Below are 21,344 nucleotides of genomic sequence, written 5' to 3'. Positions count from 1 at the left end.
TGCCACTGGATTCGGAAACTGATCGATGACGCAGCCGACGCTGTTCGCCGAGGGGCCGTCGCCGCGCCGCCGCGCCGCCGACTCGGGACCCCGCTACACGCCGCGCGAGCTGGCCCGGCTGCTGCGCCTGCCGGAGCCGACCACCGAGCAGGAGGCGATCATCGCGGCGCCGGTGGAGCCGCTGCTCGTGGTGGCGGGCGCCGGCTCCGGCAAGACCGAGACGATGGCGTCGCGGGTGGTCTGGCTGGTCGCGAACGGGTACGCGCACCCCGGCGAGATCCTGGGCCTGACCTTCACCCGCAAGGCGGCCGGCGAGCTGTCGCACCGGGTCCGGACCCGGCTCGGCCAGCTGGTCCGCCGGCTGGGCCGGGACGACGCGTTCGCCGGTGAGGCGACCATCTCGACGTACCACGCCTACGCGGCCCGGGTGGTCACCGAGCACGGGCTCCGCGCCGGGTACGAACCGTCCGCGCGCCTGCTCACCGAGGCGGCCCGCTGGCAGATCGTCGACTCGCTGGTGCGCACCTACACCGGTGAGATGACGGGCCTGAACCGCGCGCCGGGCACGGTCACCGACGACGTCCTGGCGCTCTCCGCCGAGCTGTCCGAGCATCTGGTCACGACCGGCGACCTGGCGGCCTGGACCGGCCGGTTCTTCGCCGATGTGCAGGAGTTCCCGGGCCGGATGTACAAGGACGTCTCCGAGGTGCTGCGCCGGCAGCAGGGCCGGCTCACCCTGCTGCCCCTGGTCCGGGCGTACGAGCAGCGCAAACTCGACCTGGAGGCGATGGACTTCGGGGACCAGATGGCCCGTGCCGCGCTGGTCGCCCGCGATCATCCGGAGGTCGGCGAGATCGAGCGCGGCCGGTTCCGGATCGTGCTGCTCGACGAGTACCAGGACACCAGCCACGCGCAGGTGACGATGCTGAACAACCTGTTCGGCGGCGGCCATCCGGTGACCGCGGTGGGCGACCCCTGCCAGTCGATCTACGGGTGGCGGGGCGCGTCCGCGGGGACGCTGGAGCGGTTCCCGGAGGAGTTCCGGGATTCCGGGGACCGGCCGGCCTGGGAGCGCACGCTGACCCGGAGCTGGCGCAACCGGCCGGAGATCCTGCGCGTGGCGAACACGATCTCCGCCCCGTTGCGCGCCCACGTGCACCAGTTGCAGTCGGCCGACCGGGTGGCCGCGGCGGTCGGCGGGCGGACGGTGACATGTGCGCTGCTGCCGACGTACGCCGACGAGGCCGCCTGGATCGCCGATTCGATGTTGACCGCCTGGCGCCTGGTCGCCGGGATGCCGACCGCCCCGGCCGCCGAGATCCCGCTGGAGCGGCGCCCGACCAGCGCCGTCCTGGTGCGGGTGCGCAGCCAGATCCCGGTGCTGGAGGAGGCGCTGCGGTCCCGGGGCCTGCCGGTCGAGGTGGTCGGTCTGGGCGGCCTGCTGGACACCCCGGAGGTCCGGGACGTGGTCTGCACGCTGCGGGTGCTGGCCGACCCGGCCGACGGCGCGTCGCTGTTGCGGCTGCTCACCGGGGCGCGCTGGCGGATCGGCCCGCGTGACCTGGTGGCCCTGCACCGGCGGGCCCGGGCGATCGCGGCGGCCCGGGCGGCCGCCTCCGGCCGGTCCGGCGACGACCCCGAGGAGATCAACACCGACCGTCTGGACGACGCCACCCTGGTGGAGGCGCTGGCCGACCCGGGTGCCCCCCGGCTGTACTCGGACGAGGGCTACCGCCGCCTGCGGGACTACGGCCGTGAGCTGGCCGCGCTGCGCCGCCGCCTGGACCAGCCGCTGCCGGACCTGCTCGCCGACATCGAGCGCACCATCGGCCTGGACGTGGAGGTGGCGGTGCGCGGCTGGGCGGCCGGTGACGCCGGGCTGGCCCGCGGCCACCTGGACGCGCTGGGCGAGGCGGCGACCCGCTACATCACCGAGAACGAGACCGGCACCCCGGCCGGGTTCCTGGCCTTCCTGGCGGCCGCCGAGGAGGAGGAACGCGGTCTGGAGCCGGGCCAGGTGGACGTGGTCGAGGGCGCGGTGCAGATCCTGACCGCGCACGCCGCGAAGGGCCTGGAATGGGACGTGGTCTCGGTCGCCGGCCTGTGCCGGGGTGTCTGGCCGGGTCTGGCCCGCTCCTCCGACCACTACCTGGGCGGCATCGGGGTGCTGCCGTTTCCGCTGCGTGGCGACTCGGCGGGGCTTCCGGCGCTGGATCTGGGCGACGCCGTCGAGCAGAAGGACGTCGCCGCCGCGGTGACCGCTTTCGGCCGTGCCTGGCGGGAGCACGACGAGCGTGAGGAGCGCCGCCTGGCCTACGTCGCGGTGACCCGGCCACGCCGCCTGCTGCTCTGCTCCGGCTACTGGTGGGGTGACGGGGTGAAGCGCCCGCGCGGCCCGTCGGTCTTCCTCGACGAGATCCGCGCGGCCTGCGCCGACGGCGCCGGTGTGGTGGACGTGTGGACGCCGGAGCCGGCGCCCGGCGACACCAATCCGAGCGATCAGGTGGTGGCGACCGCCGAGTGGCCGGCCGATCCGCTCGGCCTGCGCCGCCCGGCGATGGCGGCCGCCGCCGACCTGATCCGCCGCATGATCGAGAATCCGGACGCCTCCGCGGCCGAGGCGTTCGCCGACCTGGCCGCCGCGGATCCGGAGGTCGCGGCCCGGGCCGGCCTCGCGGCCGACCTCGTCGGTCTTGCCGAGGGGGACACCGGCTGGTCGGTCCCCGCGCCCCGCTCACCAGACAAAACACCCAAATCAGAGGTACGCGGGACCGAACGCGATTCCGGCCCCCACCCGCCCGACAGTGCCGCCGCGGCGACCCCGGAATTGGCCGCGACCGAAAGCGATCAGTCACCCGCCGCCCAGGCCGAGTCACCCGGCGCGGGCGACGGTGGTGTGGCGGGTGTGAGCGAGGCCGGCGCGGCCGAGCTGGGCGCGGAAGAGGGTGGGGTGGACGGGACTGACCGGGCGGCGCTGGTGGCCGCCGCGGAGGCGGCCGACCGGGTGGCGGAGGCCGAGGATCCGGACATCGTCCGCTGGCGGCGCGAGGCGCGGCTGCTGCTGGCCGAGCGGGCCGAGCGGACCCGCCACGAGGGCCCGATCGAGGTGGTGGTGCCCCCGCACCTGTCGGTGTCCCAGCTCGTGGTGCTGCGCCGGGATCCGCAGGCCCTGGCCCGCTCGTTGCGCCGCCCGTTGCCGCAGCGGCCCGCCCCGCAGGCCCGCCGGGGCACGGCTTTCCACGCCTGGCTGGAGCGGCGGTTCGGGTCGGTGCGGCTGATCGACATCGACGAGCTGCCGGGCGCGGCTGACGACGACGCGGCCGGTGACGACGAGATGGCCCTGCTCCAGGAGGCGTTCCTGACCGGGGAATGGGCGGAGCGGACGCCGGTCGAGGTGGAGGTGCCGTTCGCCACAACCGTCGCCGGGGTGGTGATCCGGGGGCGGATGGACGCGGTCTTCGCCGATCCGGACGGCCGGTTCGACGTGATCGACTGGAAGACCGGGCGGCGGCCGGGCGGCGCGGAGGCCGAGGCGGCGGCGGTGCAGTTGTCCGCCTACCGGATCGCGTGGGCGTCGCTGGCCGGGGTGCCGGTGCGCAAGGTGCGTGCCGGGTTCCACTACGTGCGGGAGCAGGTCACGGTCCGTCCCGCCGACCTGATGGAGGCCGCCGAACTGGCCGCCCTGATCGAGGAGATCCCGGCCGACTCGCTCTGAGCACTCAAATTTTCGGAGCGCTGGGGCCCCATGGGTCGTGCGTGGCAAAGCTGGTGACGGTGGAGCGCGTTCGCCGGTCTCGGCCCGGTGGGTGCTTGCGTGGCATGGATGGTGAGGGTGGAACGCGTTCGCCGATCTCTTCCCGGCGGGTGCTTGCGTGACCAGAGTGGGTGGTGGGGCTGGAGCGCGTCTGCCGGTCTGGGCCTCGGCGGGTGCTTGTGTGGTGTGGGTGGGTGGTGCGGATTGGAGCGGGACCACCGATCTTCGCCCGGCGGGCGCGTCGCGGGCGTGCCCCGGCAGATGATCGCGGGGTGCCGCGGGGCGGGGTGGATTCGGCGGGTTCGGGGTCGTCCGTACCGGATAGGGGTTTTAGAAGGCCGCTGTCAGGACGTGCAGGAGGGCGGCGGCGTAGGCCTCCTCGGCCCGGGCGGCCGTGAAGGTGTGCTCGTGGCCGAGCAGGGCGATGCGGACCAGGTGGCCGCCGGGCTCCCGGCGCAGTTCGCGGAAGGTGCCGCCGAGCAGGTCCCGGAGCTGGTCCTCGCGTGGCAGCCAGAGCGCCTCGTCGAGGTCGACGTCGTCGAGCGCCCACTCGGTGGTGCCGTTGAAGGCGATGATTCGTCCTTCCGGGCGGTCGTGCACCTGGATCAGCATGTTGCTGAGCACGAACAGCTCGTCGTCCAGATCCCGGTCCGGGACGGTGAAACGGTCACCGAGCTGTGGCTTCCAGGCCAGTCCGGCGGCTTTGAGCTGCCGCGCCACTTGTACGCCGAGCACTTCGCGACCCCTCTTCCCGTGCTACGCTGGCCCACGTTGTCAGTTTGGTTCCCAAGTACTCAGGAGCGCCTGTGGGGAAGTCTGCCCCAGGCGCTCTTTGTCGTAACCCGGGTTTCTCCGGTCGGGCGATCAGTACGGCAGCACGAGACCCACAGAATGCGGGTCTTATTACCTCGTTCCCGTCCATAATGGTCGGGAATGATCGATCGTCGAGGAGACGAGCATGGTTACCGGTGTTGTGAAGTGGTTCAACGCGGACAAGGGCTTCGGGTTCATCACCCCGGACGACGGCGGCGCCGACGTCTTCGCCCACTTCTCCGCGATCCAGATGTCGGGCTACCGCTCCCTGGAGGAGAACCAGCGGGTGGAGTTCGAGGTGACCCAGGGCCAGAAGGGTCCGCAGGCGGCCAACATCCGTTCTGTCTGACTCACGCTGAGCCGCGGCCGCGGATAGCGGCCGGCACCGAGTGAGGTCGGCGCCGTACCCGGTTTCGGGTGCGGCGCCGATGCCGTTCCGGGGCCCTTTCACACGTCGAGGGCCCCCGGCGCGCCGGAAGCCCTCGATGATCGGTTTCGGTCAGATGGAGCCTCAGGCGGCCGTGCCGCTGGGCAGCGGGGCGGTGCCGCCCAGATGGGCCGGCAGCCACCAGCGGTCGTCCGGGCCGGAGGGCTTCGCCGGGTACGCCCGCTGGACCGCGTCGAGCAGCTCGGTGAGCCGCTCCTTCAGGGTCGCGGTGATCGCCTCGGGGGTGGCGTCCGCGGTGACCTCGATCGCCTCGCCGATCTTGATGAGGACCGGCACGTGCCGCTTGGTCAGCTCCTTCTTGCGGCCCTTGGTCCAGAGCCGGTGCGGGCCCCAGACGGCCATCGGGATGAGCGGCACGCCCGCCTCCTGGGCCATCCGGGCGGCGCCCGACTTCAGCGTCTTCACGGTGAAGGACTCGCTGATGGTCGCCTCCGGGAAGACGCCGACGATCTCACCGCCGCGCAGCGACTCGATGGCGTGCTTGAAGGCGGCGGTGCCGGCCTTGCGATCCACCGGGATGTGCCGCATGCCGCGCATCAGCGGGCCACTGATCTTGTGGTCGAAGACCTGCTTCTTCGCCATGAACCGGACCAGCCGCTTGGCGGGCTGGCAGCCCAGGCCGCAGTAGATGAAGTCCAGGTAACTGGAGTGGTTACTGGCCAGCACCGCCCCACCGCTGGTCGGGACGTGCTCGGCGCCCTCGACTTCGATCCGGTTGTCGAGCACGCGGAACATCGTCTTGGCCAAGGCGACGACCGGGGGATACACCAGTTCCATGGCAGCACGGTAGCCGACGTTTCCGGGAACGGCGTAGATCGGCCGGGCAAACCCGGCGGGCCTACCGGCTCGTGGGATGGCGGCGCCCGTGGTGTTCACTGGAGTCATGACCGATGCGCGTCCTGATCCGTCCCCCTGGGCATCGGGGATGGTCACCGCGTACGGCGTACCCCCGCAGTCTCCACCGCAACCGCCCGCCCCGCCGCAGGCGCCTCCGCCGGACGGGCCCCGACGGCGCCGGCGGCAGTTGATGATCTTCGGTGGCGTGGCCGGGGCGATCGTGGCGATCGGCCTCACCGTCCTGCTGATCGTGATCGTCGGCGGCGACGGCGACCCGTTCGGGTCGAAGGCCGGCCCGCCGGCCGACGTGCGGCCGCCGCTGGCGCAGGCCTGCCCGGCGCCCACCACCGCGCCGAGCGGCGCCCCGACGGCCGTGCCGAGCGCACCGCCACCGGCCACCGGGGAGCGCACGGTCGACGAGACCGCCGGCATCTCCTACCAGCGGTACGGCGCCCCCTGGGAGACCTGGACCGACGTCTGGGAGGCGGGGACGCTGCGGGTGCCCTACCGGGTCGGGCAGCATTTCGTGACCGAGGTCTACCGCGGCGGCAGCTATCACGCCTCGATCCTGTCGGCGGCGGTGCCGGCGGCCGACAACGACGCCGTCACGCTGGATCTGGAGTGCGTCGGGCGGCAGGTCGCGGCGGACGTGCGGGCCGAGTACTACCCGCAGCCGAACCGGATGGAGCCGCTGCGCGACGAGGTGACGACGCTGGGCGGGCGGCCCGCCTGGGTGAGCCAGTTCCGGCTGCGCTTCTCCGAGGCCGGGCTGACCGCCACCGAGGAGCTGTCCGCGGTGGCGGTCATCGACGTCGGAAAACCGACGGCCGCGATCCTGTACGTCTCGGTGCCCGGCACCCACAAGCAGTTCGACTACGTCATCGACGAGGTGCTGGAGTCGGTCCGGCCGCTCTAGCCGACGGCCCGGCTAGTTGCCGGTCAGGCCCCAGCGCTTGCGCAGGGCGTTGTCCGCCGTGTTGAACAGGATGTCGATCAGGATGCCGATGATCAGTACGACGATGATGTAGCTGATCACCAGCGAGGCCTCGTGCAGGTCCCGGGCGTTCTGCATGCGGGCGCCGACGGACAGCGCGCCCGGCACGATGACCAGCAGCTCACCGGCCATCAGGCTGCGCCAGGAGAACGCCCAGCCCTGCTTGAGCCCGGAGATGAAGGACGGCAGCGACGCCGGCAGGATCAGGTGCCGGTATTTGGACAGGCCCTTCATGCCCAGCACCTGACCCACCCGCAGCCAGGTCCGCGGCACGTAGTCGATACCGCTGATCAGGCCGTTCGCCACCGAGGGTGCGGCGCCGATGACCACCACGAACATGATGGCGCTCTCGCTGAGCTGGAAGAGCAGGATGGCCAGCGGGAACCACATGATCGACGGCATGGTCTGGAGGCCGGTGATCAGCGAGCCGATCGCGGCCCGCAGCGGGGCGAACCGGGAGACCGCGGCGCCGATCACGGTGCCGATGGCGACCGCGAGCAGGAAGCCGGTGAAGGCCCGGGTAAGGGTCAGCCGTACGCCGTCCCAGAAGTCGGGCGTGGTGGCCAGCTCCTTCAGGTCGGCGAACACGTCGACCGGGCCGGGCAGCACGTAGGTGGGCTTCCACTCGGAGAGCACCACGAGCTGCCAGGCGGCGATCGCGATGGCGACGGCCAGCAGCTTGGGCCAGGCGCTGTTCCAGATCCGCCGGCCGCGGTCGCCCCGGTCCGGCCGTGGCGCGAGTTCCAGCGCGTCGAGGCCGCTGACCTCGTCGGCCGTCTTGTCGTCGGTGATGACCTCAGCTGGCATGACGGGCGACCTCCGCGCGAAGCCGGTCGGTGATCTCGGCGGCCTGGGCGGCCACCTCGGTCGAGTCGATGCGCCGCGGGCGCGGGTGATCGATCTTGAAGTCTTCGAGGACCCGGCCCGGCCGGCTGCTCAGCAGGACGACCCGGTCACCGAGCCGGACCGCCTCCCGGACGTTGTGCGTCACGAAGAGGACGGTGAGCTCCTGCTCCCGCCAGATCCGTTCCAGCTCGTCGTGCAGGATGTCGCGGGTCATCGCGTCCAGGGCGCCGAACGGCTCGTCCATCAGCAGGATGTCGGCGTTCTGCGCCAGGGCCCGGGCCAGCGCCACCCGCTGCCGCATGCCGCCGGAGAGCTCGTGCGGCCGCTTGCCGCCGAAGCCGCCCAGCCGGACGATCTCCAGCAGCTCACCCGCCCGCTTACGGCGGTCGGCCCGGCCCACCCCCTGCAGGCGCAGCGCCAGCTCCACGTTGCCGGACACCGACAGCCAGGGGAAGAGGGCGGCCTCCTGGAACATCAGGGCGACGTGCTTGCCGTTGATCTCCAGGGTCCCGCCGCTGATCCTGTCCAGCCCCGCGACCAGGGACAGCAGCGTGCTCTTGCCGCACCCGGAGGCGCCGAGGAGGCAGACGAACTCGCCCTTGTCGACGGTGAGCGAAACGTGGTCGAGGGCGAGCAGAGCATTGCTGCCCGAACCGTACTTCTTGGTGACGTCGTCGATCCGCACTACCGTGCTCATACTCGCCCTCCCATCATTCGCCGGTCAGTCCGTCAGGCGGCGGCGTCGCTGACCGCGGCCTGGCCCTCTGCCGTGAGCACCTCGTTGAGGATCGTCAGGTCGTAGATGCCCTTCAGATCCACCGGGTCGAGCAGGTCGACCGACTCGGCGTTCTTCGCGCTGGTGTAGAGCGACGAGGCGATCGGGTTGTAGGTGAACTTCAGGTTCTTGAACGCGGCCGCGAGGATCTCCGGCTTGAGCGCCTTGCCGGACAGCTTCTCGATCTGGGCGTTCGCGGCGGTCTGCGCCTCGGCGTTGTTGGTCTCGATGTACTTGACCGACTTGACGTGGCCCTGGATCAGCTTCTTGACCGTGCCCGGGTACTTCTTCAGGAACTCCTGGCTCACGATCAGGTGGGTGGTGACGAACTCGCCGTTCGGCCACAGGGTCTTCTCGTCGACGAGCAGCTTGCCCTTGGACTCCAGGATCAGCCGGCTCAGGTTGGGCTCGGGCACCCAGGCGCCGTCGATCGCGCCCTGGGCGAAGGCCTGCAACGCGGTCGCGTTGTCCTGCGGCAGCACCGAGACGTCGCCGCCGCCCTGCTTGTCGGCGTTCAGGCCGTTCTGCTTCAGCCAGGCGCGCAGCGCGACGTCCTGGGTGTTGCCCAGCTGCGGGGTGGCGATCTTCTTGCCCTTGAGGTCGGCCGGAGTGTTGATGCCGTCCTTGACCACCAGGCCGGCGCCGCCCGAGGTGCTGCCGGCGACGATCTTCAGCGCCTGGCCCTTGGACTCGGACCAGCCGTTGATCGCCGGGTTCGGGCCGATGTAGGTCGCGTCGATCGCGCCGGAGAAGAGCGCCTCGATCGCGGCCGGGCCGGCGTTGAAGGTCTTCTCCTCCAGCTTGGTGCCGCCCAGGGTCTCGGCGAAGAAGCCCTTGTTGACACCGACCAGAGCCGGCGCGTGGGTGATGTTCGGGAAGTAACCCAGACGGATGGTTTCGGCCTCGGCGGCGCCGGAGCCGGCCGCGGTTGGCTTCTCCTCGTCCGAACCGCAGGCGGCGAGAGCGGTCGAGGCCAGAACGGCGGCCGTGGCGAAGGCGAGCGCGCGTATGGTGCGGGAGCTCATACTCACTCCTAGTTTCGTTTCACTGAGGTGTTGGAGAGTTCGGCCAGGGTCTTGTGGTCGACCACACCCTCGATGGCCGCCTCGACGGCGACCCACACGTCATGCAGCGCCGTCGCCGCACCGTGGTAGGTCGCCGTGGACGTGGGCAGGCCGCGAACCGTGGTGAGGGCGCCGCCGACGGCGCGTACGACGTCGCCGACGGTGATCTCCTCGGCCGGCCGGGCCAGCGCGTATCCGCCGTCCACCCCGCGATGGCTGTGCAGCAGCCCGGCGCGGCGCAGATCGAGCAGGATGCCTTGGAGAAAGCTCAGCGGGATCTCCTGGGCGGCCGCCAGTCCGGCGGCCTTGACCAGGTGCGGGTGTTCCGCGGTGACCGCGAGCATCGCGCGTACGGCGTAGTCCGTGCGAGCCGAGACGTACACGACGCGCGCCCCTTTCCCGTGTTCACCTATCTGATGGATGGGAATACTGGGCCATGTGGGGCTTGTGCGTCAAGTCCATCCCAGGGGTGACACCCGCGCCCGATTCGCGGCAGAAGATCGGGAACGGATATTGATGTATTTACCCGGCGTCGCCACTCGACTACGGAGGCGCGTCCGCTAGATTCGTACCGTGGCGCCCAGAATCAAGATCCCCGCGACGAAATACCCGGTCGAGCGGTTCACCCTCGGCAACGGTCTGCGCGTGGTCCTCTCCCCGGATCGCAGCGCCCCCGTCGTCGGTGTGGCAGTCGTCTACGACGTCGGCATCCGCAGCGAGCCGGAGGGCCGCACCGGGTTCGCCCACCTCTTCGAGCACCTGATGTTCCAGGGCTCGGAGAACCTGGAGAAGCTGGCACACTTCCGCCACGTGCAGGGCGCGGGCGGCAGTTTCAACGGCTCCACCCACCTGGACTACACCGACTACTTCGAGGTGCTGCCGTCCGGCGGCCTCGAGCGCGCGCTGTTCCTCGAGGCCGACCGCATGCGCGGCCCCCGGCTCACCGAGGAGAACCTGCGCAACCAGGTCGACGTGGTCAAGGAGGAGATCCGGGTCAACGTGCTGAACCGGCCGTACGGCGGGTTCCCGTGGCTCAAACTGCCGCCGGTGATGTTCGAGACCTTCCCGAACGCGCACGACGGATACGGCTCGTTCGAGGACCTGGAGAGCGCCACGGTCGAGGACGCGCAGGGATTCTTCGACCGCTACTACGCCTGCGGCAACGCGGTGCTGTCGGTGGCCGGCGACTTCGACGTGGCGGAGGCGACCGCCATGATCGAGCGGCACTTCGGTGACGTGCCGGCCCGTCCCGCCCCGCGACTGCCCGACTTCTTCGAGCCCGACCTGACGGCGGAGCGCCGGGAATCGTACGTCGATCGCATCGCCCCGCTGCCCGCCGTGGCCGGCGGCTGGCGCGTGCCGGACCCGATCGCCACCTTCGACGACTACCTGCCGTTCGTGGTGCTCGCCGAGGTGCTCACCGACGGTGACGCCTCCCGGCTCGTGGAGCGCCTGGTCCAGCGCGACCGCACGGCCACCACCCTGGGCGGCTACATCGGCTTCATGGGCGACGAGTACCAGGTGCGCAACCCCACCGCGTTGCTGCTCCAGGCCCACCTGCCGCCCGGCGGCGACGCCGACAAGGTGCTGCGGACCATCGACGAGGAGCTGGACCGGCTCGCCGCCGACGGCCTCAAGCCCGGCGAACTGGACCGCACCCAGGCCCGGATGGCGACCCGCCTGCTGCACGGCACCGACGACGTGCTCGGCCGGGCGCTGCCGATGGCCGTGCTGGAGTTGCAGCGCGGCCGCCCCGAGCTGTTGAACGACCTGCCCAAGCTGATCAGCGAGGTGCGCGCGGAGCAGATCGTCGCCGCCGCGGCCACCCTGCGGCCCGAGCGCCGCGCCTCCGTCGAAGTGATCCCGGGAGCCTCCGCGTGACCAAGACCCTGCCGGACCTGGTGCCGGATGCCGAGCTCAACCTGCCGTTGGAGCGCGAGCGCACCCTCAACAACGGCCTCACCGTGATCGCCATCCGCCGGTCCGCCGTGCCGCTGGTCGAGGTGCGGCTGCGGATCCCGTTCGGGCGGGCGCCGCTGGCCCCGGCCACCCTGCTCTCGCAGGCCCTGCTCACCGGCACCGGCAGCATGTCGAGCATCGACATCGCGGCCGAGTTGCAGGCCGTCGGCGGGAGCCTGGCCGCCGGGCTCGATCCGGACCGCCTGCTGATCAGCGGCAACGCCCTCGCCGACGGCCTCGACCGGACTCTGGAGCTGCTCGCCGGGGTGCTCACCGGCGCCGCCTACCCGGAGACCGAGGTGGCCACCGAGCGGGAGCGCCTGGGCGACCACATCCAGGTCGCCCTCAGCCAGCCCGGTCACCTGGCCCGCGTGGCGCTGCTCAGCCGGATGTACGGCGCCCACCCGTACGCGGTGCAGACCCCCGGCCCGGAGGAGGTCCGCGCCGTCGAGCCCGCCGCCCTGCGCGAGCTGCACGCCGACCGGGTCCGCCCGGACGGCGCGGTGCTGGTGCTCGTCGGTGACATCGACCCGGAGCAGGCCATCGACACCGCCGAGAAGATCCTCGGCGGCTGGACCGGCAGCGCCCCGGACGGGACCATCCCGGCCACCCCCGCGCTGGAGACCGGCCCGCTGCTGCTCGTGGACCGGCCCGGTTCGGTGCAGTCCTCGCTGCGGATCGCCCTGCCCGCGCTCACCCGCACCGACCCCGACTACGCCGCCCTCTACCTGGCCAACCTGGTCTTCGGCGGCTACTTCTCGTCCCGTTGGACGGAGAACATCCGGGAGGACAAGGGCTACACCTACGGGTCGTACTCGTCGATCGAGCACTACGTCGCCGGGTCCGCCCTGATCGCGGCCGCCGAGGTGGCCACCGAGGTGACCGGCCCGTCCCTGCTCGAGACGCAGTACGAACTGGGCCGCATCGCCAGCCTCGCCCCCGGTGAGGAGGAGCTGGAGCAGGCCCGCCGGTACGCCCTGGGAGCCCTCCGCCTCAACATGTCCACCCAGGCCGGCCTGGCCGGGCTGGCCAGCATCTACGCCGGCTTCGGGCTGCGCCTCGACCATCTGCGCGACTACTCGGCGGCGCTGTCCGCCGCCACCCGTGAGGAGGTCGCCGCCGCGGCCGCGAAGTACCTCGCCCCGTCCCGCGCGGTGACCGTCGTCCTGGGTGATGCCGAGCGGATCGAGGCCCAGCTCGCCGCCCTGACCGCCGTGGAGCGCAGCGCAGCGTGACCAGTTCCGAAGAGCCGGGCGGCCCACCGCTCGCACGTACCACCCTCGACCGTGCCGCCCACCGCCGCAAGGACGAGGACTGGCTCGCCGCCGCCTGGGACCGCGGCCGGGTCGTCGTCGTGGACCTGGCCAAGGGCGGCCGGGCGCTGGTCACCGATCGTCCCGACGGCGGTTCCGCGCTGGTTTTGGTGCCGCCGTCGGAGGCGCCGGAGGGTGAGCGCTGGTTCCTCGGCGTCGGCCCGGACGGCACCCCGTTCTGGGCCGTCGAAGCCCCGCTCACGGCGGGCGACGGCACCGCGTCCATGGATCTGCGCTCGGTCGGGCACCTGCTCGACGCCCGTGACACCGGCCTGCTGACCACGGCGGTCGCCCTCGGGAACTGGCACCGCAGTCACCGGTTCTCCCCGCGTACCGGGGAGCCGACCGTCGCGGTGGAGGCGGGCTGGGCGCGAGTCGACCCGGATGGCGGCCTGATGTGGCCGCGGACCGACCCCGCCATGATCATCCTGGTGCACGACGGCGTACCGGGCCCGGGTGGTCGTTGTCTGCTCGGGCACAACGCGGCCTGGCCGCCGCGAGCCGACGGCAGCCGGCGTTTCTCCTGCCTGGCGGGCTTCGTCGAGGCCGGCGAGTCGGCCGAGGCCGCGGTCGCCCGCGAGGTGCACGAGGAGGTCGGCGTCCGGCTCTCCGAGATCCGGTACGAGGGCAGCCAGTCCTGGCCGTACCCCGGCTCGCTGATGCTCGGCTTCCACGGCATCGCCGATCCGGCCCAGCCGCTGGTCCTGGACCCGGAGGAGATCGACGAGGCGCACTGGTTCACCCGGGAGGAGGTGGCGAAGATGATCGCCGGGGAGGGTCCGCTGGGCCTGCCGATGAACTCGTCGATCGCCTTCTACCTGATCGAGAGGTGGCTGCACGAGGATCGGGAAACTTTTTCCGGTTAGGCGGCAACCAATCCGAGTGGCCATCGCGTCTTCCTTTCAAAGACGAGAGGGGAAGCGATGACTCAGGTGGAGGCGCCGGCGTGGACGCCGATGTCCGCGGAGGAGCGGGAGGCGTTCGATCGCGACGGCTACATCGTCGTGCCGTCGGTGCTGAGTGAGAGCGAGATCGAGGCCGGCCGGGCCGCGATCCTGGGGTACTACGAGAAGAGCCGCGCCGAGGGCAAGCTCAGCGCGACCGGTGCGCTGCACCAGCTGTCGCCGATCGCTCACGTGCCCGAGCTGGCCTTCCTGATCGACCACCCCAAGGCTTTCAAGTACATCTGGTCGCTGCTCGGGTGGAACCTGCACATCTACCACTCGCACATCGACGTCCACCCGCAGCTGCACGAGCAGCAGAAGCAGTGGTGGCACTGGCACCAGGACGGCGGCCGCCAGAACCGGGAGATCGAGACCGACCCGCGGCCGATGCTGTCGGTCAAGCTGGCGTACTGGTTCTCCGACGTGAGCGAGACCGGCCGGGGCAACTTCACCGTGCTGCCCGGCAGCCACAAGACCAACTGGCTGCCCGGCCCGAAGAGCCGTGGCCTGCCGTTCCCCCAGCCGGAGGGCGCGACCCAGATCACCGCCAACGCGGGTGACCTGGTCGTCTTCGACCGCCGCATCTGGCACGCCCGGTCGGACAACTACTCCGACATCACCCGTGTCGGCGCGTTCTTCGGCTACACCCCGCGCTGGATCGCCATGCGCGACGAGAACGCCGACCTGCCGAACACCCCGGCCTGGGCGGATCTCAACGACGTGCAGAAGCAGCTGCTCGGCGGCTTCGGCAACGGCGACGGCGACCACCAGTGGGGCCACTACCCGGAGACCACGCCGCTCTACGGCGCCCTCAAGGAGCGCGGCCTGCTCGACTCGAGCGTCCCGGCACTCATCCCGTGACGACTCCGGGAGGGGCCGATGCCGGCCCCTCCCGGGAACGATCAGGCCGCGATGGCGGCGAGGTGCTGCTTGACCTGGACGATCGACGGGTTGGTGAGCGCCGAACCGTCCGCGAACTTCAGCGTCGGCACGGTCTGTAGACTTCCCCGCCCTGGCTGAGCAAGATCAGCCAGGTATCGGGGAGGAACAACATTGAACAAGCCCAGAGCCCTGGGTGTCGTCCGCCTGTCGGTCTCGAACGAGAACCAGACGGGCGAGGAGACGCAGCGTGGGCGCATCAGCAAAAAGGCCCACGGCGACGACATGGAGCTGGTCGGTTGGGCAACCGACATCGACGTGTCCGGCTCAACCTCGCCGTGGATGCGCAGCTCGCTCGGAGACTGGCTCAACAACCGGCGAGACGAGTTCGATCACATCATCGTGCTTAAGATCGACCGCATCGCCCGGTCCGTTCGTCACCTCGACCAGCTGATGGAATGGTGCACGACCAACGGAAAAGGCCTAATCTCGTGCGAGGAGGGGTTCGATCTCTCCAAGCCATGGGGCAAGGCGATCGTTCAGATTCTCGCCGTCCTGGCGGAAGCTGAGCTGGACGCAATCACTGCTCGGATCCAAGCTTCGCGCGAAGCCATGCGGAAGCGAGGCCGTTGGCCCGGTGGTCTCGTTCCATTCGGCCGACGCTCTGTCAAGGGAGCGGACGGCTTCACGCTTGAGCTAGATCCTGACTACGGACCCATCCTCAAGGAGATGATCCGGCGGTTCATCGAGAAGCCCAGCTTCTCCCGGGTGGCGCAGTGGCTCAACGAGGAGAGGGTTCCCACAGCCCTAGACATCGCCCGAATAAGGGCAGCTAGCGGCGAGAGCACGACGCGCCTGGTGGACCCGCAGCCGGAGGGCAGGCAATGGCTCCCGGCAGCGGTCCAGTCGATCCTCACGAACCGCTCCCTGCTCGGCGAATACCAAACGACCGATGGCTCTGTTCTGCGTCACGATGACGGCACGCCCATCATGAGATCCCAACCGGTCCTCAGCCCGGAGGAGTGGGCAGTCCTCCAGGACGCCGTGCATTCGGTGAAGTACAAGAAGCCCCGAGGATCATCCTCGCCTCTGCTGGGAGTCGCGTTCTGCCTCACATGCGGAAACCCTCTGTACTTCATGAAGGAGGAGCCGGCACGCAGCAGGAAAGCCCGGTACCGGTGTCACGGAAACAAGAGCAAGGGGCAGCAAGCCTGCAAGGGTCCCGCGGTCACTGCTGAGCGTCTCTATCCATGGCTGGAGGAACTGCTTCTCCTCCAGATCGGCGACATGGAAGTCATGGAGTCCGTCACCAGAGTCGGTGACGACGAGCAGGCCAAGAAGCTGGCGATCATTGACGGTGAGATGAACCAGCTCACGAAGGAGTTCCGAGCTGGCCGTCTTGAAGCGATCGTATTCAGCTCGCAGCTCGCCAAGCTTGCCGCTGATAGAGACCTGGTCATGAAGGCGGGCCAGGCCAAGCCGGTGACGGAGTGGATCCCAACGGGAGAGACCTACGGAGACTGGTGGAAGCGATCGACGGTCGAGGAGCGTCGGGAGTTCCTGTCCAGGCGTGGGGTTAAGGCGTACGCCGGTCTAGGCCTGCTCGTAATTACTCCCGGCGACCTGCTCGGCTACCTCCAGGAACGTCGAGTGATCAGCTTCGGTGACTGGGCTCCCGAAGCTTTCGGCAAGCCTCAGATCTGGTGGGACCGAGGCGATCACGAGACTGCGGAAGAGGCGAAGGAGAAGCTTCACGCGTCGGGCTTCTTCACCCGGTTCTTCAAGGATCTTCCCGCCGATGCACCTCGTGCTATCGCGGAGATGAGCGACAACCTGTGGGTTCCTCTACAAAGAGAGCCGGAGCCGTCAAGCGACGTTTCCTTGCCTGGCTAGTCAACTCGTTATTGGCCCTCTTAGGAGGGCCTTTAGCATCGATGTGAGTCATCTATTTGGCAAATTTTGAGAGGTCTCAAACCGCATGCTATGGAGGAGTAATCAAGGGTATGATGTGAGCTTTGATTGCCGGTTAATCAGTTACCCATAGACGACCCCGGAGGGGTCATTAAGTGGATACTTGGTTAGCGGTTACACGACTACTGGTTTCACGGTATGCAGTAGAAGACCCCGAAGGGGTCTCTAGCTAGTTGACGGTTAACCAGCTATCGGTTAACCAAGTAAGTTGTAGAAGACCCCGTAAGGGGTCTCTAACGGCTAACCAGAGACCCAGGTCAACAGCTAACGGGTTAAGAAGATAACCAGGTAACCAGTAGAAGACCCCGAAGGGGTCTCTAACCAGCAATACAGCATACCTGGGTTAACAGGTATGACTAGGGTTAACGGTTAACAGCATAACTACGTTAGTAGTTATTCCTCATTTCGCGCGCACGCGAGGGACCCTCATCTTCCCTGGTCTTCGCCGGTGCATCAAGCGTCAGCCGCACTTGCTGAGACCGTCAACCGACTGAGCGGCTCGTAGCGGCGTTGAAGATCGAAACCCAGCCGGGGGTCTAGGTGTCCCCCTGTTCGGCCCTCAGCGTGGACGTGAGGCCCCTTGGCGGGCCTTCGTGATCAAGGTGCAGCGCCTCGGGTCGACCCTCTAGTCTACCGGCAGTCGACCTCCTTAGCCAAGGGTTCGCGCGAGCCTGTTCGCCGCAAGGCGCTAGAGCCTTCCATTCCCCTTCGCCGCTGAGCGAAATTCGCGCCAGGTCTTGGATGCTTCCATCAAACGTCGCGTCCAGCCATCCGGATTCGATCCGCCAATTTCACGCCAAATTAGCTCGGTTGCCTCAGCGAATGCGGTAATCCCTTCGCTCTCGGCTGTCCGCCATGAAGGCACATGCGCCGCCCATTGTTCAGCGGAGCGGGGCGCATGCCCTGCGGCAATTAGCCAGAGAACCCAATAGCCGGCATCGAGCCAAGGGGCGCCGCGGGTCGCCCACCCCCAATCGACGATACGAGCCCCGTCGTCACTTACGAGAACGTTCGCATTATTCAAGTCGGTGTGCAGGAGCGCATCGCCTTCGAAGAACTTCAAGTCCTTTGCATCTACATATGACCCAAGCCGCTGTTCGGCCCGTCGCAGTGGAATACCTGGGCATTCGATCTGCCCAATAAGCGTAAGCAGGTCCGCTACTAGGGGAAGATCAGGTGAGCCGGGAGCGTAATTGGCCTGGTGCCCTTTCAAACCCTCGAAGACTAGAACGTCCCACCCTTCCTCGACGATCCTTGCGTGCAGGGCTGGAGCGACCTCGCCCACGTACGGAGCGACCTCCGCTTCCCGTGCTTGCGTCCACGCCCAGCGATGATCGGACGGCAGGGCCTTGATGAAGAACGTGCCCTTCGGGCAGACCAGCTTGACGGCAACCGCGCTGTTCAAGCCATCGGCAACCGGCTTGGCTACCTCGTAGGCGCCGGTGGCTTCTTCGACGGCACACCGTACGGCTAGTGGCAGATCCTCGTAGCGGATACGGCTGATCGACACGATGGGCCCTTCCACGGGAGTGCCTCGGAGCACCGCGCCATGGCACGTCAGCACTCCGAGGCAGTGACTGGCTACGTCAGTTGTACGGGTTGTCGTTGCCGCAGCCGCGCTCGTTGCCCGTGGTCAGGGTGTCGATCTGGGTGATGACCACCCCGGCCGGCTCCTGCCTCCGGGTGAGCGGCTTGGCGGCGTTACCCGCGTGAGGCGGACGGCTGATGATCTCGACGGGGACAGCGCTCATGACTTCACTTCTCCTTCATGCCGTGCTGACAGTAGTGACTGAGCGGGGCCTTCGCTTCCTGGTACACGCGCGCCATGGGACGGCATACCCGGCAGGTGGACGAGAGCTTGCAGCCCGTACATCCACCCGTGCGAAGCATCTGGGCGTCTGCGATCGCAGGCAGACGCATGAGGCCCTCCGGGCCCTCTGTGATCAAGCTGATGGGGTTGTCCCGACCTACCTTGCACATCGTCGTGAATCCGAGCGGATCGACGTGGAAGGACGTGTGCCCTGCCGGACAGCCTTGGAAGATGTCGCTCTTGCCCACCAAGCTCGGCACCTGGGCCTCTAGCGTCGAACCCTTGCCGGTGTAGGTAGGCGAGATGGAGGCGTACTCCTTGAACGGCAGACCTAGCCCACGAACCATCGCACGCATCTCGTCGAGTTCCTCGACGTTGTGCTTGGTGATGATCAGCGTGACCTCAAGCGGCAGGCCAACCCCGGCTGCGGCCACCAAGCCGCGATAGGCGTTCCTGAACGCACCGCGTGTCTGTGTCAGGGCATCGGCCGTTTCTGGGCTCGCCCCGTACATGGAAACGGTGATCTTGTGCGGTCGACGTGCCGTGAAGGCGTCGAGCAGTTCCTCCCGGTAGAGCCTGGAGCCGTTTGTCAGGACTTCCATCATCATCCCGGCGGCATGCGCATGCTCGTACGCGGGCACGAAGTCCTGATCGATCAACGGCTCTCCGCCGGTGATCTCGAACCAGAGCACTCCCATGTCGTGGAGCATGTCCAGCAGGCGCAGCTTCTCGGGTAGAGGCAGGCCAGCAAAGGGCCGTTGTTCTAGGTAGCAGTGCTTACAGGTGAAGTTGCAACCCTTGTTGATCTCCCATGACGCTCGGCTGTAGGTGACCAGAGAAGCCGAAGGCGGGCGCACCATCAGGACATCCCTGATGGGAAGGTCGGCCAGCTCGATCCGCCACGCTTGGCGTGCGGCGTCGCTGAACCAGTCCGGCACGATGCCACCCGCGTCCGAGAGATCGGCAAGGTCGGCGTAGTAGGCGGAGGGCAGTTGCATGGCCTCCTGTCGGCCAGCTCGCACGGCGACGAACAAATCCTCTTGTGGGCTGACGATTGCCTGGTACATCCGATCCTCCTGTCTCGGAAGTGCGGAGCGGGCATGGCCAGCACGGGGGGGGACCTGCCATGCCCGCCGCAGACCCCGTCAGGCGGCGCTAGACCGTGACGGGCGTTCTCTTGCAGCGTCAGTGCGGCGTCCAGCTGGTCCGTGCTCTGACGGCTTCTCAGGCGAACTGGCCGACGGACGCATGCTGGGTGGCACCCAGCCCAGGAACCGGGGCCAGAATTCGATGTCGACGCCCATGGGGAAGCGCACGGCATCGTTGATCGCTTCTTGCATTTGCGATGCGAGGTACATGCGCAACGTCAGCCGGGCGTGCTTGAACGTCTCCAGCAGCGCAGCCTTCTCCGTGCTGCAAGGCCATGGTTCGCCGCATCCCGGTGCCTTGCAGTTCCAGTCCGGGCGGGAAGGAACGTGCATGTTCGTGGACTCAGACATACCGCCTCCCCTCGTTGAATCCGCTCGCCGCCTTCGCTCATTGCTGGGACGGCGAGCGGGAGCCCCGGTGCCTCGCCTATGCAAGGTCAACGCTGCAAGAACAGTCGCACCGGTACGGGAGTCGGCACACCTGCACAGCAGTCCGAACACGGTCGGATCTCTGGGCGGTGTTCACCTGCGGGTTCACGGCACGGTGACTTCATTGCCCACCAGGATGGGCAACAGTAAGGTGACCGTCACGACCGGTGAGAGCCACAGCCGCACGATGGGCGGACGAAGGGACCACATGGGCGTTACGGCTCAGCACAGCCAGTCCCCGCAGAAACGTGGGCGCGAGCTTGCACGGCAAGGCAGAGCCCTGTTCTTCGAGTGCGGATCGGTCAGGGCAGCGGCTCACGCGCTGATGGACCGGCACGAAGATCTGCCCAGCATCCAGGCCTTCCGGTACGCAGCCGGCCTCTCGCAAGACCAGGCCGCCGTACGCTACAACGAGGTTGCAGGCAACCAGACCAGCCTTGGCGGAACCACGATCAACGCCTGGGAGAGCTGGGCCCGAGCGCGCGGAAGCGCGGGAGCCGGGTCACCGCCCTCGTACGCGAGTCTCCTCATCCTGGCGACTGCCTACGGACGAGGCCCGCACGGCGTGGCTGACGAGGTGATTTCACCAGGCGACCTCATCCAGGAGGCCTACGAGAAGCTCCCACCCGAAGAGCAGTTGGCGTTGAAGATGGCCGCTGGCCGCTCCTCCATCCCGGCTACGAGCGACACGCTCCGGGTGAGGAACGCCGTAGTGGATGGGTCGCCCGACGTCGACAACATCATCGGCGCGGACTTCAACCTCTTGGTGCCGACGATCGACAACGGGAACCCCGCTATCTGCGCGTTCTCGCTGCCCAACCCGAACCCCGGTCACCTGCTCGACCTCACCTGGAACACATTCGGGTTCGGGATCCAGCGGCTGATGAGACAGATCAAGAGTCTTGGCCGTCGTCTCGACGCTGACATCTGCTTCGGCGTCAACGAGGCCGGTCTCGCGATGGCGACCTTCCTTGCATCGGCTCAGTTCAACCGGTGCTCGATCGGGTACCTGCGGTGCAATCGGGTCAGGAACGAGATCAGCTTCGCGCCAGAATCGCACTTCCCCGATGCCGTGGAGGCCCCGGTCATTGTGATCTGCGACTTCGAGGTCAAGCACGCAGATGTGGTCGGCTTGGTCGCACGCACGCTACGCGACCGGTACCCCGGCGCCGAGCTGTACTTCGCCGTCTTCGGTGCCATGACCAAGAGTCATTCCCTCGACGTCGACAGCTTCGAGGAACTCACTGGCGCAAAGATCATGCAAGCGGCCAACTTCGAGGCGGTCTTCATCGCGGCAACCATGAGTCCGCCCGGCATCGAGCCGCCGCTAGAGCTGCGCTAATCAGACGGGAGAGGCATT

The 21,344-nt window shown here is 68.5% G+C and carries 18 protein-coding genes and 1 pseudogene; 9 read left to right on the top strand and 10 right to left on the bottom strand.

Annotation, left to right across the window (positions count from 1 at the left end; all coding sequences use genetic code 11):
* Positions 1–25: 25 nt before the first annotated feature.
* Positions 26–3,715, top strand: a complete 3,690-nt coding sequence (locus tag J5X75_RS22880; protein ID WP_208469541.1) for an ATP-dependent helicase — start codon at positions 26–28, stop codon at positions 3,713–3,715.
* A gap of 369 nt (positions 3,716–4,084) precedes the next feature.
* Here the strand turns inward: J5X75_RS22880 and J5X75_RS22875 are convergent, their stop codons facing one another.
* On the bottom strand, positions 4,085–4,489 hold the full coding sequence (locus J5X75_RS22875) for a pilus assembly protein CpaE (RefSeq protein ID WP_208469540.1): 405 nt from the start codon (positions 4,487–4,489) through the stop codon (positions 4,085–4,087).
* Positions 4,490–4,712: 223 nt separating this feature from the next.
* Between J5X75_RS22875 and cspE the strand changes: the two genes are divergently transcribed.
* Positions 4,713–4,916 (top strand): transcription antiterminator/RNA stability regulator CspE, encoded by a 204-nt coding sequence (gene cspE / locus J5X75_RS22870; protein WP_014447450.1) that lies wholly within the window; start codon positions 4,713–4,715, stop codon positions 4,914–4,916.
* A gap of 162 nt (positions 4,917–5,078) precedes the next feature.
* Here cspE and J5X75_RS22865 read toward each other — a convergent pair whose 3' ends face one another.
* Entirely contained in the window at positions 5,079–5,792 is a 714-nt protein-coding gene (locus J5X75_RS22865) for a lysophospholipid acyltransferase family protein (protein WP_208469539.1), read from the bottom strand.
* A 106-nt stretch (positions 5,793–5,898) separates the two neighbouring features.
* Here J5X75_RS22865 and J5X75_RS22860 point away from each other — a divergent pair, with 106 nt between their 5' ends.
* Positions 5,899–6,768, top strand: coding sequence for a hypothetical protein (locus J5X75_RS22860; protein ID WP_208469538.1), 870 nt, complete (start codon positions 5,899–5,901; stop codon positions 6,766–6,768).
* Between the two features lie 12 nt (positions 6,769–6,780).
* On the opposite strand, the gene J5X75_RS22855 is transcribed toward J5X75_RS22860, so the two are convergent.
* The 4 genes from J5X75_RS22855 to J5X75_RS22840 are packed head-to-tail and all read right to left on the bottom strand — an operon-like array spanning position 6,781 to position 9,914.
* Complete coding sequence (locus tag J5X75_RS22855) at positions 6,781–7,653, bottom strand: ABC transporter permease (protein ID WP_208469537.1); 873 nt, start codon at positions 7,651–7,653, stop codon at positions 6,781–6,783.
* Positions 7,643–8,389, bottom strand: a complete 747-nt coding sequence (locus J5X75_RS22850; protein WP_208469536.1) for an ABC transporter ATP-binding protein — start codon at positions 8,387–8,389, stop codon at positions 7,643–7,645. Before J5X75_RS22850 ends, J5X75_RS22855 begins: the two co-directional genes overlap by 11 nt.
* A 32-nt stretch (positions 8,390–8,421) precedes the next feature.
* The gene (locus tag J5X75_RS22845; RefSeq protein WP_208469535.1) at positions 8,422–9,492 is read right to left on the bottom strand and encodes an ABC transporter substrate-binding protein; all 1,071 of its coding nucleotides are present in this window, start codon (positions 9,490–9,492) and stop codon (positions 8,422–8,424) included.
* Between the two features lie 8 nt (positions 9,493–9,500).
* A complete protein-coding gene (locus J5X75_RS22840; RefSeq protein WP_208469534.1) occupies positions 9,501–9,914 on the bottom strand; it encodes an RrF2 family transcriptional regulator in 414 nt (137 codons plus the stop codon).
* 190 nt (positions 9,915–10,104) lie between these two features.
* Here J5X75_RS22840 and J5X75_RS22835 point away from each other — a divergent pair, with 190 nt between their 5' ends.
* From J5X75_RS22835 to J5X75_RS22820, 4 genes are read left to right on the top strand one after another with little or no spacing between them, the layout of a single operon-like run.
* Positions 10,105–11,412: a M16 family metallopeptidase gene (locus tag J5X75_RS22835; RefSeq protein WP_208469533.1), complete on the top strand. Its 1,308-nt coding sequence runs from the start codon at positions 10,105–10,107 to the stop codon at positions 11,410–11,412.
* Positions 11,409–12,725, top strand: coding sequence for a M16 family metallopeptidase (locus J5X75_RS22830; RefSeq protein WP_208469532.1), 1,317 nt, complete (start codon positions 11,409–11,411; stop codon positions 12,723–12,725). The genes J5X75_RS22835 and J5X75_RS22830 overlap by 4 nt, the downstream gene beginning before the upstream one ends.
* A complete protein-coding gene (gene nudC, locus J5X75_RS22825) occupies positions 12,722–13,669 on the top strand; it encodes an NAD(+) diphosphatase (RefSeq protein WP_208469531.1) in 948 nt (315 codons plus the stop codon). The genes J5X75_RS22830 and nudC overlap by 4 nt, the downstream gene beginning before the upstream one ends.
* A 57-nt stretch (positions 13,670–13,726) precedes the next feature.
* Positions 13,727–14,608 carry a phytanoyl-CoA dioxygenase family protein gene (locus J5X75_RS22820; RefSeq protein WP_208469530.1) on the top strand — a complete coding sequence of 294 codons (882 nt, stop codon included), beginning with the start codon at positions 13,727–13,729 and terminating at the stop codon, positions 14,606–14,608.
* Between the two features lie 41 nt (positions 14,609–14,649).
* Here J5X75_RS22820 and J5X75_RS22815 read toward each other — a convergent pair.
* Positions 14,650–14,754, bottom strand: a pseudogene (locus J5X75_RS22815) (thioredoxin domain-containing protein); the annotation flags it as partial.
* A 46-nt stretch (positions 14,755–14,800) separates the two neighbouring features.
* On the opposite strand from J5X75_RS22815, the gene J5X75_RS22810 reads away from it, so the two are divergent.
* Entirely contained in the window at positions 14,801–16,519 is a 1,719-nt protein-coding gene (locus J5X75_RS22810) for a recombinase family protein (RefSeq protein ID WP_208469529.1), read from the top strand.
* A gap of 766 nt (positions 16,520–17,285) precedes the next feature.
* Here the strand turns inward: J5X75_RS22810 and J5X75_RS46050 are convergent.
* From J5X75_RS46050 to J5X75_RS22795, 3 genes are all read right to left on the bottom strand, one after another.
* Positions 17,286–18,107, bottom strand: a complete 822-nt coding sequence (locus tag J5X75_RS46050) for a phosphotransferase family protein (RefSeq protein ID WP_208469528.1) — start codon at positions 18,105–18,107, stop codon at positions 17,286–17,288.
* Positions 18,108–18,183: 76 nt separating this feature from the next.
* Complete coding sequence (locus J5X75_RS22800; RefSeq protein WP_208469527.1) at positions 18,184–18,348, bottom strand: hypothetical protein; 165 nt, start codon at positions 18,346–18,348, stop codon at positions 18,184–18,186.
* A 4-nt stretch (positions 18,349–18,352) separates the two neighbouring features.
* Positions 18,353–19,474: a radical SAM protein gene (locus J5X75_RS22795; protein ID WP_208469526.1), complete on the bottom strand. Its 1,122-nt coding sequence runs from the start codon at positions 19,472–19,474 to the stop codon at positions 18,353–18,355.
* Positions 19,475–20,135: 661 nt separating this feature from the next.
* Between J5X75_RS22795 and J5X75_RS22790 the strand changes: the two genes are divergently transcribed.
* The gene (locus tag J5X75_RS22790) at positions 20,136–21,326 is read left to right on the top strand and encodes a hypothetical protein (protein WP_208469525.1); all 1,191 of its coding nucleotides are present in this window, start codon (positions 20,136–20,138) and stop codon (positions 21,324–21,326) included.
* The last annotated feature ends 18 nt before the right edge of the window (positions 21,327–21,344 follow it).

This window comes from Actinoplanes flavus (genome assembly GCF_017592555.1).
In the GTDB taxonomy this organism is placed as follows: Bacteria; Actinomycetota; Actinomycetes; order Mycobacteriales; family Micromonosporaceae; genus Actinoplanes; species Actinoplanes flavus.
The sequence above is the reverse complement of the archived record's forward strand: the minus strand, read 5'-3'. Positions and strand labels throughout refer to the sequence as shown.

Bases quoted from the DNA above. Each gene is read 5' to 3' on its own strand.
- J5X75_RS22880 (WP_208469541.1), top strand. From the start codon at position 26: ATGACGCAGCCGACGCTGTTCGCCGAGGGGCCGTCGCCGCGCCGCCGC.
- cspE (WP_014447450.1), top strand. From the start codon at position 4,713: ATGGTTACCGGTGTTGTGAAGTGGTTCAACGCGGACAAGGGCTTCGGG.
- J5X75_RS22865 (WP_208469539.1), bottom strand. From the start codon at position 5,792: ATGGAACTGGTGTATCCCCCGGTCGTCGCCTTGGCCAAGACGATGTTC.
- J5X75_RS22860 (WP_208469538.1), top strand. From the start codon at position 5,899: ATGACCGATGCGCGTCCTGATCCGTCCCCCTGGGCATCGGGGATGGTC.
- J5X75_RS22855 (WP_208469537.1), bottom strand. From the start codon at position 7,653: ATGCCAGCTGAGGTCATCACCGACGACAAGACGGCCGACGAGGTCAGC.
- J5X75_RS22850 (WP_208469536.1), bottom strand. From the start codon at position 8,389: ATGAGCACGGTAGTGCGGATCGACGACGTCACCAAGAAGTACGGTTCG.
- J5X75_RS22845 (WP_208469535.1), bottom strand. From the start codon at position 9,492: ATGAGCTCCCGCACCATACGCGCGCTCGCCTTCGCCACGGCCGCCGTT.
- J5X75_RS22820 (WP_208469530.1), top strand. From the start codon at position 13,727: ATGACTCAGGTGGAGGCGCCGGCGTGGACGCCGATGTCCGCGGAGGAG.
- J5X75_RS22800 (WP_208469527.1), bottom strand. From the start codon at position 18,348: ATGAGCGCTGTCCCCGTCGAGATCATCAGCCGTCCGCCTCACGCGGGT.
- J5X75_RS22795 (WP_208469526.1), bottom strand. From the start codon at position 19,474: ATGTACCAGGCAATCGTCAGCCCACAAGAGGATTTGTTCGTCGCCGTG.